Here is a 16,966-nt window from a genome sequence, read left to right on the forward strand (position 1 = left end):
GCGGGCACGACAGAGCGCCGTACGGGAGCGGGTCCCGTACGGCACGAAAGGGGGCAGCGAGGGCCGGTCGAGGCCGGCCGCGTGGGCCGGAGGTCGTCAGGCGAGGGCCGGGGCCAGGCGGCGCAGCCCCTCGGCGATCTCCTCGGGGGTGTGCGTCGTGAAGGACATCCGCAGCGTCGCCGGGTCGGGCGCGGCGGCATGGAAGGGCGCCCCCGGCACGTAGGCGACGTCGTACGAGATCGCGACGCGCAGCAGCTCGGTCGCGTCACGGCCCGCGGGCAGCCGCACCCAGACGAACATCCCGCCCTCGGGACGGTTCCAGGTGCTGCCCGCAGGCAGCGCCGCGGGCAGACCCGCGAGCAGCGCGTCGCGGCGGGCCCGGTAGGCCGTGCGCACCCGGGCCAGGTGTGCGTCCAGGTCGTTGTCCGCGAGGTAGCGGGCGGCAGCCGCCTGGTCCACCGTCGAGGTGTGCAGATCGGCCGCCTGCTTGGCGATCACGCAGGCCCGCAGCAGTGCCGCGGGCGCCCGCAGCCAGCCCAGCCGCATCCCCGGCGCCATCACCTTGGAGAAGCTGCCCAGCAGCACCGTGCGGTCCGCGGCGGCCTCGTGGGAGGCGATCCACGGCAGGCGGTCGCCCTCGAAGCGCAGCTCCCCGTACGGGTCGTCCTCGGCGATCCACAGCCCGTGCCGCCCGGCCACCGCGGCCACCGCGGCCCGGCGCCGCGCGGACAGCGTGCGGCCTGTCGGGTTCTGGAAGTCGGGTATCACGTAGAGCAGTTTGGGCCGCTCGCGCAGCACCAGGTCCTCCAGGGCGTCCGGAAGAATCCCGTGCTCGTCGGTCGGCACCGGCACCACCCGGGCGCCGGTGAAGCCGAAGCACTGCAGGGCCGCCAGGTACGTCGGATTCTCCACCAGCACCACGTCGCCCGGCTCAAGCAGTGCCGTCGCCAGCAGCGCGAGCCCCTGCTGCGAGCCGCCGGTCACCAGCAAGTCGTCCGCGCCGGTGGGCAGTCCGCGCCCCGTCAGCCGGCCGGCCACCGCCGCCCGCAGCGCGGGATCGCCCTCGGTCGTGGAGTACTGGAGCACCGTGCCTGCCCGCTCCGCGAGCACCCGGTCGTACGCGGCCCTGATGCCCGCCGCGTCGAACAGCTCGGGGGCGGGCAGCCCGCCGGCGAACGAGATCACCTCGGGCCGCGCGGTCAGTGCCAGGATCTCCCGTACCGGCGAAGCGGCGACCTCCCGCACGCGGGCGGCCAGTCGGGGCGGTGCTGCGGCTCCGGCGATCGTCGTCATGAGCGGCAGCCTAGACGGATTCGATGTATTGTCCAGATACTTTTCGGCATCCGGTCACCGTCGGCAGGACCCGTCCCGGCACCCGGACGGCAGCGGGCCCTCTCGGCCAGGACGGCGACCGGTCGAGAGGGCTGTCGCGGTGGTGCTGTGGAGCTGTCGTGCGGTGAACTGTCGTGCGGGTGGAGCCGTGGTGCGGTGGAGCCGCGGCCCCGCAGAGCCGTGCTGCTCTACTGCGGTCGGCGCAGGACGGTCAGCGCAGGTCGTAGGTGCCGTGGTCCACGTCGGTGACGAAGGCCGACCACGCTTCGGGGGAAAAGGTGAGCACCGGACCCTGCGGGTCCTTCGAGTCGCGGACCACGACGTCCGCGACCGCCGGTGACTTCACTTCGACGCAGGCACCGTTTCCGGTGGACCGCGAGGACTTCCGCCACGCGGGGGTGCTGCCCAGCTTGATTGCCATCTCTGCTCCGGTCTGTGCTGGTGACGGCGGCAGGGTGTACTCCGCCATGCGATCGAGCGGTGAGGCGTACACCACTGCCTGACTGCGCTCGACGCTACCCGCCAACATCACCGACCCGGTGGCCTGTTCACCCGACCAGGTGGCATATTCCTTGCAACTCTTGCCAGTTGCGCAGGCAGTAGAGTATTTTGCCCACCTTCACCCCGAGGCGTCCGAGCTTGCCGCCCCTCCGGTGGCCCGGCTCAGGTGTACCGCAGGGCCGCGTCGCCGATGAACTGCCGGCTGGCCTCAGCGCTCAGCGCCTGCGCCCGCAGGTGCTCGTACATCACGCTGTACGCCTGCACATCGGTGTCCTTCTCCAGATACAGGTCGCTGTTGACACCCTCCAGGTAGACCACCGTCGCATCGGTCGCGTCGGTGAACTCCAGGACCGCGAACTGCCCGCTCAGCCCCGGGTGCGCGCCCGCCTCGAAGGGCAGCACCTGCACGGTGACATGCGGCAGATGGCTCAACTCCACCAGATGTGACAGCTGCTCGCGCATGATCCCCGCGTCGCCGACCTTGCGGCACAGCGCCGCCTCGTCCACCACCGCCCACATCCGCAGCGGCCCTTCGGGGTCGGTGATCCGCTCCTGCCTGCGCATCCGCACGCTGACCCGCTTCTCGACCTGGTCGGGCGTCGCCTCGGGCAGATTGCCCGCGATCATCGCGGCCGCGTAGCCCGCGGTCTGCAACAGGCCCGGCACCACCTGGGGTTCGAAGACCCGCAGGCTCGCCGCCTCGGTCTCCAGGCCGATGTAGACGCTGTAGGGGATGTCGCCGAAGGCGTGCCACCAGCCCTGCTGGCGGGACTCCTTGGCCATCTGCATCAGCGATTCGACGATACGGACGTCCTCGACGCCGTACACCCCGCACAGGTCACGGACGTCGCGCTGGCTGATGCTGCGGCGGCCGTTCTCCAGACGACTGATCTTCGACTGGGAGACCAGGAGCCGGGCCGCGACCTCCTCGGCCGTCATCCCCTTCTCCTCACGGAGCTTGCGCAGCTCCGACCCCAGACGGCGGCGCCTGACGGTGGGGTTGACGTTGGCGACCACAGGAACTGCACCTCCACGCTGATCCGTACTGATGGTCAGCAGCCTGCCACTAGCGGTCATCACCGCGCTGGCGAATGGTCGTAACAAGCTTGCCCGGTCCGCACGCCGGGGCGCGCGGACCTTTCCCGCGCGCTCCGGCGCGGCGGAAAAGAGTGCCGCGCGGGGCGCCGGGTCCGGACGATGTCCGGTGCCCGCCACCCCGCGCGGCACAGCGGCTCCCGGAGGGGATCCCACTGCGGACGGACCGTGGTCCTTGCGGTGTCCTGTCCCTGCCGACGGACACCGCCGTCCGTCCTGTGTCGTTACGGGTCGTGTACGTGCACTGCCGCCGGTATCGCCGGCACCGCACGCAACGGAGGTGGTCCACGTGCTGCAAAGCCGATGTGCTGGAAAGCCGATGTGCTGAAGTGCGGAAAGCTGAAGTGCGGAAAGCTGAAGTGCGGAAAGCTGAAGTGCGGCTCATCGTGCTGTTCTGTGACGCGTACTGCCGTGTGCTCGGTGCTCGGTGCTCGGTGCTCCGGCGTGCCGGTCGTACCAGGGGTGTACTCGGACGCGCTGACCGTCAGCGGGCGCCGACTCTGGCCATCGTGCCGTGCCCGACCGCCCGTTGTGCCTGGGCCGGTGGGCGCTTGGGCTGTGCGGCCACGCCGTTCTGCACGTCCATCACGGCGTGGGCGACGAGCCCGCCCATCGGGTCGTACCTGATCAGGTCCCGCAGGCGCGATCGGGACGACCGGCCCTCGTTGCCCGGATACAGGTGCTTGCCGAGACCCACGGAGTGGGCGAGCGCGGCGAGCGCCGCGGTCCGCGGGTCCGGCGGTACGCCGGTGCGGATCGCACTGTCCAGCCGGGATCTGATCTCCCGGCTGACCGCGCTGTCGGTCGCCTGATACCTCGTGGTCGGCAGCACCCCGCACATCTGGCCCGGCACGGCGTGCACCATGCCGCAGCGCTCCAGGTGTGCGAGATACGTCTGGCGCAGCCCCAGCCGGGGCCCGCCGATCCAGTGGACCGCCCTTACCGGACTGCCGCGACGGCGCAGCAGCTCCAAGGCGGAGTCCAGAGTCGGATCTCCAGTCGGCCGTGGGTGCACCACGGCGATACGATCCCCGTCAGGGGCTATCCGTCCGGCCAGAGCCAGCTCGACGAGCTGTGCTCCGGCGAGGCCGAGGTCGAGTGATTGCGGCTGCGCCGTGGTCCCGGTCGTCGGGTCCAAGGCGAGCAGCAACAGCTCTTCCGGAATTGTTCTGCGGCTCTTGCCCATCCATGCCTCCCCGCGTGGATGAATGACAGGGTGACGCCTCTCACACCGGCCTGTCGAGAGCGCCTTCTCCATATCTGCGGGAACCGGCTGGTATGTCGTTCTCGTCTACGGGGGCGGTGGTGGTGTCGCGGATCGCCTGCGGGTCGGTCGCGGGACTATTGCGGGTGTGGGTCAGGACGGCTAGGGGCGCCATCGGGCGCTCCGCACGATGTGTGGAGGAGGTCTGCGTGGCGGGCGAGTCCCCCGGCAGGGAGCAGCGGCACGGGACGTCGGGGGAGGTGGCCGATTCGAAGGCCGCGGACCCGAGACTGGTGGTGTTCCGGGCGCCTTCTGAGGTGCGTGAGGCGGCTGTGGCGGACGTCGTGCCGGTACGGCACGAGGGCGCGCCCGTCGGAGGTGTCCCATCCGGCGCCCCGGAATCGGCTGATCTGCCGGGCTCCGAAGCCCGTCCGCACCCCGCTGCGGAGTCCACCGATAGTACCGGGCCGAATACTACGGGTGACGTGGTGATCGTGGACGCCACCGCCGGCGCGGCTGCGCCGTCCGCCCCGCCGACCCCGCGTGAACCCGCCGCGGAGCCCGCGAAAACGGAACCAAATCGTGATCCGAAGACTGGGGCTGACGAGGTGGACGGTGCCACTGGTGCTGTTGAGGTGAGTGAACTTTCAACTCGGGAAGCGGAAGCCGGGGATGGCGCCGCGCCGGAGGACGCGCCGGAGGGCACCTCCGCGGACGCGCCCGAGGACGCGCCGGAGCGCACTCCGGTGGCGGAAGCGGGTGCCCGGACGGCGGGCGGCCGGGAGGGTGAGATTTCCGAAGCGGAGCCCGACGCGGAAGCCGGAGCGGCTCGCGAGGCGGACCCGGCGTCGGAGGGCGCGCCCGACTCCGCCCCGGACGCGGCACCGGAGGACACGCCCCCCGCGGGCGGCTCCGCGTCGAAGGCGTCCGCGGCCGCGGAAACGGAAGCGAACGGTCCGTCACAAGCGGAACCGGGCTCCGCACCCGAGGACGCACGGGAATCCGCACCAGGGAACGCGTCCGCTGAGGTGGCGAAGTCCGCACATGAGGACGCCCCCGCGGAGGCGCCCGCGGACGCCGCGAAGCCTGTGCCCGGCGGCGCTGCCACGGCGGCGAAGCCCGTACCCGAGGACGCGGCCGAGTCCGCACGTGAGGACGCGGCTGGGTCCGCACGTGAGGACGCGCCTGGGTCCGCATCCGCATCCGCATCCGCGTCCGCGCCTGCGGACGCCCCTGCGGACGTACGCAGGTCCGCCCCCGCGGACGTACCGGACGCCGGGTCCGCGGACCCCGAGGACACCGGAGTGCACCGGGCCGCGGTGCGCAAGTCGCTGCTGAGGCCCCTGGTGTCGGATCTCCCGGCCGAACGCCCCGTCGGGCGTACCGGGCACCCGGCAGCCGGCGCCGCGCCCGCCTGGGCGGCCTCCGCGGCCTCCGCGGCGCCCCCCGCCGCGGACGCGCCGTCCGCCGACGCCCCCGAGGGCGAGGCGGTCGGGCCCGAGGGGACGCGGGCCATGCCCGTGCCGCAGCTGCTGCCGTCGGGTTCCGGCAACACCGGGGCCACCCCGCTCAAGCTGCTCGCCCAGCTCACCAACACCCCGCCGCCCAAGCAGACCGTGCTGCGCACCGTGGTGCGTCGGTTCAAGATCTGGACCCCGCTCGTCGTCCTGCTCGCGGTGGTCTTCGTCATCGTCCAGGTGGTGCGCCCGCTGCCCGCCACCAGCCTCCAGCTCACCAGCGCGTCGTCGTACGCCTTCACCGGCGCCCCGCTGCCGCAGTCGATGCCGTGGCCCGCCGAGGGGCAGTCCGTCGCCGAGGTCGAGGGCCTGGGCTCGCTCGGGGTGCACGGCGCCCAGAACCCGGTGCCGATCGCGAGCCTCACCAAGGTGATGACCGCCTACGTGGTCCTGCGCGACCACCCGCTCACCGGCAAGCAGAACGGCCCGCTGATCGCCGTCGACCAGCAGGCCGCCGACGAGTCCGCGTCCGCCGACGAGTCGACCGCCCATGTGACGGCGGGCCAGAAGTTCACCGAGCGCCAGATGCTGCAACTCCTGCTGGTTCCCTCGGGCAACAACATCGCCCGGCTGCTGGCCCGCTGGGACTCCGGTACGCAGGAGGCCTTCGTCGTCAAGATGACCGCGGCCGCGAAGTCCCTCGGCATGGCGCAGACCCGCTACACCGGCGCCAGCGGCTTCGAGGAGACCACCGTCAGCACCGCGGTCGACCAGCTCAAGCTGGCCCGCGAGGTGATGAAGAACGAGGTCTTCCGCTCGGTCGTCTCGCTCCCCAACGTCGTCGTGCCCGGCGTCGGCCGGATCTTCAACAACAACAACGACCTGGTCAAGCCGGGCGTCGTCGGCATCAAGACCGGTTCGAGCACACCTGCGGGCGGCGCCCTGATGTGGGCGGCGAACAAGAAGGCGGCGGGCAAGCAGCAGTTGATCCTCGGCGTCGTGCTCCAGCAGCACGGCGGCACCACCGTCAACGACAGCCTGCAGACCGCGCTCGACCGCAGCCAGCAGCTCATCGACTCCGTGCAGGGCGGCCTGACCTCCGCGACGGTCGTCAAGAAGGGCGAGGTCATCGGCGAGATCCACGACGGCCTCGGCGGTTCGACCCCCGTCGTCGCGGCGGCCGACCTCACCTCGGCCGGCTGGCCCGGCCTCCGCTCCACGATCACCCTCACCCCGCAGGCCGGCGGGCTGCCCCACAGCGCCAAGGCCGGTGCCGTGGTGGGGACCCTCACCATCGGTACGGGGTCCGCCCGGGCCTCCGTCCCGGCCGTCCTGCAGAGCGACCTGTCGTCCCCGTCCTTCACCTCGAAGCTGACGCACTTCTGACCCCCGGGGGGCTCCCTCCCCGGGGAGCCCCCACCGCGTGCCGGTCTTCCCCCGGGGAGAGCCGCGCCGCGGGACAGGGCCGCCGCCTACGCGCAGAGCTCGCGTTCGAGGGGCGTACGGAAGCGGGGCGTCACCCGCACATCGCCCAGCAGGACGGTGAGTCCTGCGGCCGTCTCGTCGACCGCGGCGTCCACACCGGACCCGCGGTCGGCGAGCCGCCGCCAGACCACGGCGCCGTCCGGCCGCTGCGCCCAGCCGCCGACGACCTCGCCGCCCCACCACACGGTGGGCCCGATGTTCCCGGTCCTGTCGAAGAGTCCGGCGCGCGCCTCCGGCAGGAACCAGCCCCGCTCCTGCCACCCCATCGCCACCGGGTCGAGCGCGGGCAGCAGCCGCACCGCGGGCCGCTCCTTCGAGGCCTCCCCACCGGTGTCGCCCGGAAGGACGTGACCGGTGGCGCCGTCGTCCAGGAGCACCTGCTCGGCCCCGACCGCCGCAAGCGCCTTCCTGGTCTCGCCCAGCGTCCACCCCGCCCACCATTTGAGGTCGGCCTCGGTGCCCGGCCCGTATGCCCCCAGCCACGCCCCCGCCAGCGCGGCCCGCGCGGGCTCCGCCGGCATCTCCGGCAGCGGCTCCGCGATCGCCCAGCGGAATTGGCCGCTGGTCCAGGACCCGGCAGGCCTGCGCCGCTCGATCAGCCCCTCGGCTGCCATCGTGCGGATGATCCGGCTCGCGATGTTCTGCGTCGCCTCGTACGGCTTCCCGCGGGCGACGACGACCTGCTCACGCAGCCGCGGCACGAGCCGGGACAGCTGCGCACCGCTGCTCTCCGGGTGGGCGGCCAGCGTCGCGGTGACCTCGGCCTCGACCTCGGCCAGCCACGCGGCGTCCCAGCCGCCGCCGTCCGCGAGGTAGCCGAGCAGGCCCTTGCGCTCCTTCACCGCGATCCTGCGCCCGGCGGCCGCGTACACCTCGGGCGCGAATTCGCGGGTGACCACGAACATCGTCCGCCGCATCGCCAGCATCCGGGTGAGCCCCGCGGGCCGCGCGTAGAGCGCCCGCTCCACCGCGGGAACCGCGCCGCCGGGGTCCGCGAGCCGGGCGGCGACGGCCAGATACACCGTCGCCGGGTCCGTCGCGTGGACGGCGACCAGCCGCCGCACCACGTCCTCGACCGCGTCCGCCTTCGCCGCCAGCCGTGCCACCAGACGCGCCCGCCGCGCCTCCACGGAGAACCGCCGCACTGTTGTCATCCCGCCATCCTGGCGCAGCGGCGACGCCCCCTACCCGGCCGACGGTGAGAACGCCCGCAACCGCAGGCTGTTGCCCACGACGAACACCGAGGAGAAGGCCATCGCGGCCCCCGCGATCATCGGGTTGAGCAGCCCGGCCGCGGCCAGCGGCAGCGCCGCGATGTTGTAGGCGAACGCCCAGAACAGGTTGGACCTGATCGTCGTCAGGGTCCGCCGTGCCAGCCGGATCGCGTCGGCGGCGACCCGCAGATCCCCGCGCACGAGCGTGAGGTCGCCCGCCTCGATCGCCGCGTCGGTCCCCGTCCCCATCGCGAGCCCCAGATCGGCCTGCGCGAGCGCCGCCGCGTCGTTGACCCCGTCGCCGACCATCGCGACCGTACGGCCCTCGGCCTGGAGCCGGCGCACGACGGCGACCTTGCCCTCGGGAAGGACCCCGGCGTGGACGTCCTCCGCGGCGATGCCCACCTCCGCGGCCACCGCCGCCGCGACGGCCGCGTTGTCCCCGGTGAGCAGCACGGGCCGCAGCCCCAGCGCGCGCAAGCGCCGTACGGCCTCCGCACTGTCCGGCTTGACCGCGTCGGCGACGACCAGGACGGCCCGGGCACGGCCGTCCCAGCCGACGGCCACCGCCGTGCCGCCGCCCGCCTCGGCGGCGGCCTTGGCGGCAGCCAGCTCGGGCGGCAGCGGCTGCGAACGGTCGCGCAGCAGCTCCTCGCGCCCGACCAGCACCCTGTGCCCCTCCACGACACCCTGGACGCCGAGCCCCGGCAGGCTGGTGAACTCGCCGACAGCAGGCAGCCCGTCCCCGCCTCCCAGGCCCTCGCCCGCGGGGACCCCCTGCCTGATCCGCTCGGCGGCCCCCGCGGCGACGGCCCGTGCGACGGGGTGCTCCGAGGCGTGCTCCAGGGCGCCCGCGAACCGCAGCGCGTCCCGCTCCTCGACGCCGTCGGCGAGCAGCACCCCGGTCAGCGTCATCGCACCGGTGGTCACCGTCCCGGTCTTGTCGAGCACGATCGTGTCGACGGCCCGCGTCGACTCCAGGACCTCGGGACCCTTGATCAGGATGCCGAGATGGGCGCCGCGCCCGGTGCCGACCATGAGCGCGGTCGGCGTGGCGAGCCCCAGCGCACACGGGCAGGCGATGATCAGGACCGCCACGGCCGCGGTGAACGCCGCCTCCGCGCCCTCGCCGAGCGCCAGCCAGGCCGCGAGGGTGCCGAGCGCCAGCATGATGACGGCGGGCACGAAGACCCCGGAGATCCGGTCGGCGAGCCGCTGGGCCGCCGCCTTGCCGTTCTGCGCGTCCTCCACCAGCCGCGCCATGCGGGCGAGCTGGGTGTCGGAGCCGATCCTGGTGGCCTCCACGACCAGCCGCCCGCCGGCGTTCACGGTGGCGCCGGTGACCCGGTCGCCCGGACCGACCTCGACTGGCACCGACTCGCCGGTGAGCATCGACGCGTCGACCGCCGAGGTGCCGTCGCGCACCAAGCCGTCGGTGGCGATCTTCTCGCCCGGCCGCACGACGAAGCGGTCGCCGACCGCCAGTTCGCCGATCGGGACCCGCACCTCGGCGCCGCCGCGCAGCACGGCCACGTCCCTGGCGCCGAGTTCGAGCAGGGCCCGCAGCGCGGCCCCCGCCCTGCGTTTGGCGCGCGCCTCGACATAGCGGCCGGCCAGCACGAACGCCGTGACCCCTGCCGCCGCCTCCAGGTAGATCTCGCTGCCGCCCTGGGTACGGGACACCGTCAGCCGGAAGGCGTCCGTCATCCCCGTCATGCCGGCGTCGCCGAAGAAGAGCGCCCACAGCGACCAGCAGAAGGCGGCCAGCGTGCCGACCGAGACCAGGGTGTCCATGGTCGCGGCGCCGTGCCTGAGGTTCGTCCAGGCGGCGCGGTGGAAGGGCAGGCCGGCGTAGACGACGACCGGCGAGGCGAGGGTCAGCGACAGCCACTGCCAGTTGTCGAACTGGAGGGCCGGCACCATCGCGAGCACGACCACGGGGACGGCGAGCACCACCGCCGTGGTCAGCCGCTCGCGCAGCGAGGTGAGTTCGGCGTCGGCCGGCGCGGGACCTGCGGCGCTTTCCGGCGCGTGGGCGGCCGCGGGCGGCGGGGGGAGCGCCGCGGTGTAGCCGGTGGCCTCGACGGTCGCGATCAGGTCGCCGACCGCGATCCCGTCGCCGTACCCGACCTTCGCCTTCTCGGTCGCGTAGTTGACGGTGGCGGTCACGCCGTCCATCCGGTTGAGCTTCTTCTCGACCCTGGCGGCGCAGGACGCGCACGTCATGCCGCCGATCTCCAGCTCGACCCACCGGCCGTCCTGCTGCCCGGCGGCGTCCTGCGTCCCGGTGCCGGTCTGCCGCCCGCCGGCCTGGTGCCGTACGTCCATACCGCTCATCGTCGCTCCCGTTCGTGCTCCCCGTGCCCGTCCCGTCCCCTCTCCGTGGGTGGTCAGGCCCTGCCGACGAGCTCGTAGCCCGCCTCGTCGACGGCGGCCCGTACGGTCTCGTCGTCCACCGGCTGCTCCGAGGCGATGGTCAGCAGACCGGTGGACGCGACCGCCTTGACCGAGGTGATGCCGGGGATGGCGGTGACCTCGCGGGTGATCGCGGACTCGCAGTGGCCGCAGCTCATTCCGGACACCGAGTAGACGACATCGCTCATGGTGGTGCTCCTCGTCGGGTGGTCGGAGACGGCTCTTTCCGGCTCCGCTGCTCACCAGCTTATACCCCCTAGGGGTATTCCGGCGATCACCCCCCGGGGGTATCGGGTCCCGCTCCCGGATACCGGCCCTTCCTGTGTCGCCCGCCCTGGGTCGCCTGCCCCGTGCCGGCCGCCCTGCCCGGCCGCATTGCCCAGCCGACGTGCCGGCCGCCCTGCCCGGCCCGATCGCCCGCCTGTCCGCCCCGTCCGCCTCCCTGTCCGCCTGTCCCGCGTCAGCCGTCAGCCGTCATCCGCCAGCCGGTCCAGCAGGGCGGCGGCCAGCAGCAGCACCTCCCGCTCGGTGTCGTTCAGCTCGGCGTCCATCCGCTCGCGCAGCCAGGCGTCCCCCTGGGCCACGTCCCGGGCCATCGCCGCGAAGCCGCGGTCGGTCAGTGCGACGACATGGCTCCGCCCGTCCGCCTCGTCCCTCGTCCTGCTCACCATCCCGTCCCCGGCCAGCGCGGCGAGCGTCCGGGTCAGCGACTGCGGCTGCACGTGCAGTGCGGCGGCGATGGCGCCTGGGGCGCTCGGACCCGAGCGGTAGAGGTGCGCGAGCACGCCGAGGCGCCCGGGGGGCAGACCGTCCTGCGGCCGCTCGGCACGCATGCGGCGGCCGAGCCGGTTGACCGCGCGACGCAGCACGGCGGCGGGGTCCTGCGGCGGGGGAGGAAACATGGCGGCCATTTTCGTAAGCTCGGCGTACTATCTGGGACGGCTGGGGATGTTCATGAGGCGTAGAGCCGGACATTGCGACGGATCAGTCCTACGCCAGGCGTAGTGGATGGTGAGGGGATGGGACAGCCCGTGCGGGACCGGCTGCGACTGCTCGACCCAGGGCGGGTACGGCTGCGTACCGCCGCCCGCACGATCGTGGCGGCGCTCGCCGCCCTGCTGATCACCGCGGCGCTGTGCCGCGCCGCGGACCTGCCCGGCGGGATCGTCGTCATCGCGACCGTGGTCGCCGTCATGGTCTCGCGCACTCTGCACGCGACCAGCCTCGCGCATCGTCTCTCCGCCCTGCTCTACGTCCCCGCCATCGCCCTGCCCGCCGCCTATGTGGGGCGCTTCATGCTGCACCACCCGTGGCCGGGTGCGGCCATGTACGTCGCCGCGGTCGGCGCGTCACGCTATCTGCTGCGTTTCGGCGGCCGGATACGGCGCTTCGGACGGCTGGCCCTCACCCCGCTCATCGCCGTCATGGTCGTGCCGATACCGCCCAGCGCCGCCAAGGCCACCGGGCCGCTGTGGGGGCTCGTGTCCGCGGCCGTGGCGGTGACCTGCGTGCTGCTCTCCCAGGCCGCGCTTCCCGCCCGCCCCACCCGGGAGGCCGCCGCGGCCGCCCTCGACCTGATCCCGGCCGCCCGCCGCCTGCGCACCCTTCCCCCGGGCACCCCCCGGTACGCGCGCGCCGCCCTCGCCCTGCACCGTGCGGCCCTGACCGCGGAGGACCGGCTCGACGCGGCCGTCCTTCCGCCGGCCCGCCCCGCCGCGCCCCTCGCCCGCCTGGCCGCCGCGGTCCTGCACGCGGAAGTCCTCGCCTGCGCGCCGGACCCCGTGCCACACCCGGGAGCCCCGTCCGGCGCCGCGGTGGCGTCGGACGGGGTGCACCGGACGGCCGCGGGGAGCGGGGCGGACGGGGCCGAAGGGGCGACGGGGGTGGGAGCGCTGACGGTCGCCGCGGACATCGTCCCGCCCGGAGCCGCAGTCGGAGCCGTAGCCGCGGCCGGGACGGCAGGGACGGCGTGGGCGGCCGGGACGGCGGAGGCGGCCCGGGTGCAGAGCCCCGCCGAGGCCGCCGCGCCCGGCCGCGCCGGCACCGGTGCGGTCGCCGACCCCCTCGGCGAGGCGCTGGCCGAGGTCGCGGCGGCGGCCGCAGCCGTGCGGCCCCTACCGGCCCGCGAACGCCCGGCGCCCGAGCCGGCCCGCCCCCCGGCCCGCAAGGGCCCGCAACCCCACACCCGCCTCAGCGCGCAACTGGTCGCCGCGATGGCCGCGGCGTTCGCCGTGGGCCACCTCCTCTTCCCCCACCACTGGACATGGACCGTGATCACCGCCTTCGTCGTGTGCAGCGCCGCCCGTGCCCGCGGCGACGTGGTGCACCGCAGCGGGCTGCGGGTGGCCGGGGCGCTCACCGGAGCGGTGACCGGCACCCTCGTCGCCCACCTGGTGGCGGGGACGGCGCCCGCCGCCGTGGCGGTGATCTTCTGCTATCTCCTCGTCGGCACATGGCTGCGCGACGTGAGCTACGCCGTGTGGGCGTTCTGCGTGACCAGCCTGCTGGCGGTGCTCTACTCGCTGAACGGCGAGCAGGGCTCGGCCCTGCTGCTGCAACGCCCCGAAGGCATCCTGACGGGCTCGGCGTGCGGCATCCTGGCCGCGTACTTCGTGCTGCCGCTGGCCACCGAGACGGTCATGCGGGGCCGGGCGGCCCGCACCCTGCAAGCCCTCCAGGACCTGCTCACTGCGGTGCGCGAACCCGAGCCGGAGCCGGCGGCGCTGCGCAGGCTGGCCCGCGCCGTGGACCGCGCGGCACGCGACCTCGGTGACGCGACGGCCTCCGCGCGGGCCCACCGCGCCCTCTTCGCCCGCCGCACCGTCCCCGGCGCCGCACCGCACGCCGCGGACTGGGCGGACACGCTGGCGGCGTGCGTCGGCGAGGCGCGGGCGCTGGCCGCCATGTCCCCCTCCGAACTCGCCGCCGCCCGCACCCACCTCGTCCTGACCGCCCGCAATCTCGGCCAGGTCCGCCGCCGCCTCGGCCGCCGCCCGGACGCCACCGAGCCCCGGCAGCCCACCGCCGCGCCCCCGCCGCACCTCCAGCGGCTGAACACCGCCCTGGCCCGGCTCTACCACCAACTCCCCGCCGCCTCCCCCGAGGCGGGAGCGCCCGGGGCCGCCTGAGAGATTGCGCACTCCGCCCCGGGCCCCCCGCCGCAACCGGGACCGGGGCCTCTACCCTTGTCGAGTCGGCGCGTACCCCGGGCGAGGACGCGACCTGCTCATCCACAGGAGGCGGCACCGTGCTGCGCACCATGTTCAAGTCCAAGATCCACCGCGCCACCGTCACCCAGGCGGACCTGCACTACGTCGGCTCCGTCACGGTCGACGCCGACCTGATGGACGCCGCGGACCTGCTGCCGGGCGAGCTCGTCCACATCGTCGACATCACCAACGGCGCGCGCCTGGAGACCTACGTCATCGAGGGCGAACGCGGCTCCGGTGTCATCGGGATCAACGGCGCCGCGGCCCACCTCGTGCACCCGGGCGACCTGGTGATCCTCATCAGCTACGCCCAGGTCGACGACGCGGAAGCCCGCACCCTGCGCCCGTCCGTCGTCCATGTCGACGCCGCGAACCGGATCACCGCCCTCGGCGACGACACCGCCGAGCCCGCTCCCGGCACCGACGCCGTGCGCCCCCCGCACGCCGTGGCCCGCACGACCGTCTGACACAGCGCCTGACGTACCGCCGAAGGATGTCCGCCGCAGGCTCGGTGGCGAAGCCGAGCGCGCCCGCCGGCAATGCCCCGGCCCTGCGGACTTCTACGCCGCCGTCACCACCGCGGCGCCCATGACGGGCCCGGACACCGGGCGTATGCCGACCCGGGCGCCGCGCGCGGCAGCCGTCCAGCGGGCACGCAACCGCGCCAGCTCCGCGAGCTCTTCGGCCGTCCACGGCCGGTCGCCGTGCTCCTGCACATACGCGCGCAGAGCGGCGTTCGCCTGATCGAGACTTCCCCCGTACATGTGAACCACCCTAGTCGGGGGCACTGACAATCCCGAATCCGCCGACCACCGCGAGTGGCCGCGCCGCCACGGTGAGCCAGCCGCCCGGCGACCCCTCTGACCAGCTGAAGGTGCCTCAGGCCGAGCGTGGGAACACCGATTGCCGGCGGCTGCTGCCATGCTGAGTGTGAGGGAGGACACAGCGTCCAAATCCGGCAGATCGATCGCCTCACCGATCACTCGGCCCACGGAGGTCTCCAGCATGCTCACCAGTGACTACGTGCCCGGCGCGCCCAACTGGGTGGACCTGGGGAGCCGCGACGTCACCGCCGCGGCCGCCTTCTACGGTGACCTCTTCGGCTGGCGGTTCCGGACGGCGGGTCCCGAGGCGGGGGGATACGGGATGTTCGAGCTGGAAGGCGCGACCGTCGCCGCGCTCGGGCCCCTCCAGGACGAGCACGCGCAGCCCGCCTGGACGGTCTACTTCCACACCCCGGACGCCGACGCGACGACCAAGGCCGTGGAGCAGGCAGGCGGCGGCGTCCGCTTCCCGCCGATGCCCGTCGCCGAGCAGGGCCGGCTCGCCGGGTACACCGACCCGGGCGGCGCCGAGTTCGCCGTCTGGGAGCCGGGGACGAACGGCGGCCTGGACCGCGTCGGGGCCGGCGGCCTGTGCTGGACGGAGCTCTACACGACGGACGCGGCGCAGGCCAAGCGCTTCTACGGTGCCGTCTTCGACTGGGACCTGGAGGACATGCCGCTGCCGGGCGACGCGGGCTCGTACGTGGTGGTGTCCAGGGCCGGCGGCGGCAGGCAGGGCTCACACGGCGGCATCATGCAGCTCGGCACGGACGTGCTGCCCGAGGGCACCAGCTACTGGCAGCCGTATTTCTCGGTGCCCGACGTGGACGGGACCGTCGCCAAGGCCGCCGCGGGCGGCGGCGCGGTGCTGATGCCGGGCACCGACATGGCGGGCGTGGGCAGGCTGGCGCTGCTCAGGGATCCCGAGGGCGCGTTCTTCGCGCTGCTGCACGCGGTGGACCCCGCGGCCCCGGCCTCTCCGGAGGCCTGACGGCCGCTCAGGCCCCGTCGCCCGGCCAGGCGGCCAGCTGCCGACCGCTCTCGTAGCGCACCTCCCGGCCGGTCAGCGGGTCGGTGAATTCCAGCGCCCGCGCGAGCAGTTGCAGCGGCCGGGACCAGTCGTCGTCGGCGGACTCCGGCAGCAGGCGCGGGTAGAGGGGGTCGTGCAGCAGCGGCAGCCCCAGACCGCTCATGTGCAGGCGCAGCTGATGGGTGCGGCCGGTCGCGGGCAGCAGCAGGTAGCGGCCGAGGCCGCCGCGGTGGGCGAGGAGTTCGACACGGCTCTCGGCGTTGGGCGGGCCGTCCGCCCGCTCCTCCGCCGCCATCCGCCCGCGCTCCTTGACGATCCGGCTGCGCAGGGTCCGCGGCAGCCGTACCGCCGGGTCGTGGAGGGCGACGCCCTCGTACTCCTTGCGGACCCGCCGGTCGCGGAAGAGCGTCTGGTAGGCGCCGCGGTCCTCGGGGCGTACGACGAAGAGCACCAGGCCCGCGGTCAGCCGGTCCAGCCGGTGTGCGGGGGAGAGCAGCGGCAGGTCCAGGTCGTGCCGCAACCGGGCCAGCGCCGTCTGCGTGACATGCCGGCCGCGCGGTGTGGTGGCGAGGAAGTGCGGCTTGTCCGCGATCACGACACGCTCGTCCCGGTGGACGATGCCCACCGGGTACGGCACCTCCGGCTCGGCCGCGCGGTCGCGGTGGAACCAGACCCACCCGCCCGGCCGGTAGGGCGTCGCCGGCCCGACGGGGCCTTCCGCGGTCACGAAGCGCCCTTCGGCGAGCATGGCCTCCACCCGGCCGTTGCCGATCGCGGCACCGTAGCGTCCCAGCAGGTGTTCCCTGACGGTCGCCCAGCGCTCCGCGCCGTCCCCCGGCATCCGCAGCCGTACGGCGTCGACGCCCTCCAGCTGCGGCAGCGGCGACGGCGGTGGTCTGCGGCCTGCCCTGCGAGCCATGCGCCCCGCGCCTCCTCCGCTCGTCCCCCGGAGGAAAAGGTCTGTGTGCCCCAGGCAGGATTCGAACCTGCGACACCGGCTTTAGGAGAGCCGTGCTCTATCCCCTGAGCTACTGGGGCCGGGCTTGTCCACGACCTGGGCGGGCCCCCGGGAGGGAGGCGTCGTCCGGCCGTCGGCAAGGGGCCTGGCCTGCCGCTGGCGGCGGCCAAGGACAGGGTAGCGGATGGGCGGCGGATGGCGCTGAGGCGGCTGCGCAACCGGGCTTCCGGGCCGGAGGCGGG

14 protein-coding genes and 1 tRNA gene are annotated in these 16,966 nt (G+C 74.0%); 4 read left to right on the plus strand and 11 right to left on the minus strand.

Annotation, left to right across the window (positions count from 1 at the left end; genetic code table 11):
* Positions 1 to 96: 96 nt before the first annotated feature.
* The 4 genes from ACGFMP_RS21610 to ACGFMP_RS21625 all read right to left on the minus strand — a co-directional run bounded on the left by ACGFMP_RS21610 (position 97) and on the right by ACGFMP_RS21625 (position 4,114).
* A complete protein-coding gene (locus ACGFMP_RS21610; protein WP_393674399.1) occupies positions 97 to 1,293 on the minus strand; it encodes a PLP-dependent aminotransferase family protein in 1,197 nt (398 codons plus the stop codon).
* Between the two features lie 250 nt (positions 1,294 to 1,543).
* Positions 1,544 to 1,753 carry a DUF397 domain-containing protein gene (locus ACGFMP_RS21615; protein ID WP_393674400.1) on the minus strand — a complete coding sequence of 70 codons (210 nt, stop codon included), beginning with the start codon at positions 1,751 to 1,753 and terminating at the stop codon, positions 1,544 to 1,546.
* Between the two features lie 242 nt (positions 1,754 to 1,995).
* On the minus strand, positions 1,996 to 2,850 hold the full coding sequence (locus ACGFMP_RS21620; RefSeq protein ID WP_393674401.1) for a helix-turn-helix domain-containing protein: 855 nt from the start codon (positions 2,848 to 2,850) through the stop codon (positions 1,996 to 1,998).
* A 562-nt stretch (positions 2,851 to 3,412) separates the two neighbouring features.
* Complete coding sequence (locus ACGFMP_RS21625) at positions 3,413 to 4,114, minus strand: GPP34 family phosphoprotein (protein WP_393674402.1); 702 nt, start codon at positions 4,112 to 4,114, stop codon at positions 3,413 to 3,415.
* A 1,046-nt stretch (positions 4,115 to 5,160) separates the two neighbouring features.
* On the opposite strand from ACGFMP_RS21625, the gene ACGFMP_RS21630 reads away from it, so the two are divergent.
* Positions 5,161 to 6,975, plus strand: coding sequence for a D-alanyl-D-alanine carboxypeptidase family protein (locus ACGFMP_RS21630; protein ID WP_393674404.1), 1,815 nt, complete (start codon positions 5,161 to 5,163; stop codon positions 6,973 to 6,975).
* Between the two features lie 86 nt (positions 6,976 to 7,061).
* On the opposite strand, the gene ACGFMP_RS21635 is transcribed toward ACGFMP_RS21630, so the two are convergent.
* The 4 genes from ACGFMP_RS21635 to ACGFMP_RS21650 all read right to left on the minus strand — a co-directional run bounded on the left by ACGFMP_RS21635 (position 7,062) and on the right by ACGFMP_RS21650 (position 11,605).
* Positions 7,062 to 8,228: a winged helix DNA-binding domain-containing protein gene (locus tag ACGFMP_RS21635; protein ID WP_393674405.1), complete on the minus strand. Its 1,167-nt coding sequence runs from the start codon at positions 8,226 to 8,228 to the stop codon at positions 7,062 to 7,064.
* A 30-nt stretch (positions 8,229 to 8,258) separates the two neighbouring features.
* A complete protein-coding gene (locus tag ACGFMP_RS21640; protein WP_393674633.1) occupies positions 8,259 to 10,514 on the minus strand; it encodes a heavy metal translocating P-type ATPase in 2,256 nt (751 codons plus the stop codon).
* A gap of 164 nt (positions 10,515 to 10,678) precedes the next feature.
* Positions 10,679 to 10,891 carry a heavy-metal-associated domain-containing protein gene (locus ACGFMP_RS21645; RefSeq protein ID WP_393674406.1) on the minus strand — a complete coding sequence of 71 codons (213 nt, stop codon included), beginning with the start codon at positions 10,889 to 10,891 and terminating at the stop codon, positions 10,679 to 10,681.
* A 279-nt stretch (positions 10,892 to 11,170) separates the two neighbouring features.
* Entirely contained in the window at positions 11,171 to 11,605 is a 435-nt protein-coding gene (locus tag ACGFMP_RS21650) for a MarR family winged helix-turn-helix transcriptional regulator (protein WP_393674407.1), read from the minus strand.
* Positions 11,606 to 11,722: 117 nt separating this feature from the next.
* Between ACGFMP_RS21650 and ACGFMP_RS21655 the strand changes: the two genes are divergently transcribed.
* Both ACGFMP_RS21655 and panD read left to right on the plus strand, forming a co-directional pair.
* The gene (locus tag ACGFMP_RS21655) at positions 11,723 to 13,831 is read left to right on the plus strand and encodes an FUSC family protein (protein ID WP_393674409.1); all 2,109 of its coding nucleotides are present in this window, start codon (positions 11,723 to 11,725) and stop codon (positions 13,829 to 13,831) included.
* A gap of 119 nt (positions 13,832 to 13,950) precedes the next feature.
* Positions 13,951 to 14,379, plus strand: a complete 429-nt coding sequence (panD, locus tag ACGFMP_RS21660) for an aspartate 1-decarboxylase (RefSeq protein ID WP_393674411.1) — start codon at positions 13,951 to 13,953, stop codon at positions 14,377 to 14,379.
* Between the two features lie 93 nt (positions 14,380 to 14,472).
* Here panD and ACGFMP_RS21665 read toward each other — a convergent pair whose 3' ends face one another.
* Positions 14,473 to 14,676 carry a hypothetical protein gene (locus ACGFMP_RS21665; protein WP_393674412.1) on the minus strand — a complete coding sequence of 68 codons (204 nt, stop codon included), beginning with the start codon at positions 14,674 to 14,676 and terminating at the stop codon, positions 14,473 to 14,475.
* 241 nt (positions 14,677 to 14,917) lie between these two features.
* On the opposite strand from ACGFMP_RS21665, the gene ACGFMP_RS21670 reads away from it, so the two are divergent.
* The gene (locus ACGFMP_RS21670; protein ID WP_393674413.1) at positions 14,918 to 15,727 is read left to right on the plus strand and encodes a VOC family protein; all 810 of its coding nucleotides are present in this window, start codon (positions 14,918 to 14,920) and stop codon (positions 15,725 to 15,727) included.
* Positions 15,728 to 15,734: 7 nt separating this feature from the next.
* Here the strand turns inward: ACGFMP_RS21670 and ACGFMP_RS21675 are convergent, their stop codons facing one another.
* Both ACGFMP_RS21675 and ACGFMP_RS21680 read right to left on the minus strand, forming a co-directional pair.
* The gene (locus ACGFMP_RS21675) at positions 15,735 to 16,685 is read right to left on the minus strand and encodes a pseudouridine synthase (protein WP_393674414.1); all 951 of its coding nucleotides are present in this window, start codon (positions 16,683 to 16,685) and stop codon (positions 15,735 to 15,737) included.
* Positions 16,686 to 16,731: 46 nt separating this feature from the next.
* Positions 16,732 to 16,804, minus strand: a tRNA-Arg gene (locus tag ACGFMP_RS21680).
* Positions 16,805 to 16,966 lie beyond the last annotated feature (162 nt).

It is taken from the genome of Streptomyces sp. NPDC049040, from assembly GCF_043197715.1.
In the GTDB taxonomy this organism is placed as follows: Bacteria; Actinomycetota; Actinomycetes; order Streptomycetales; family Streptomycetaceae; genus Actinacidiphila.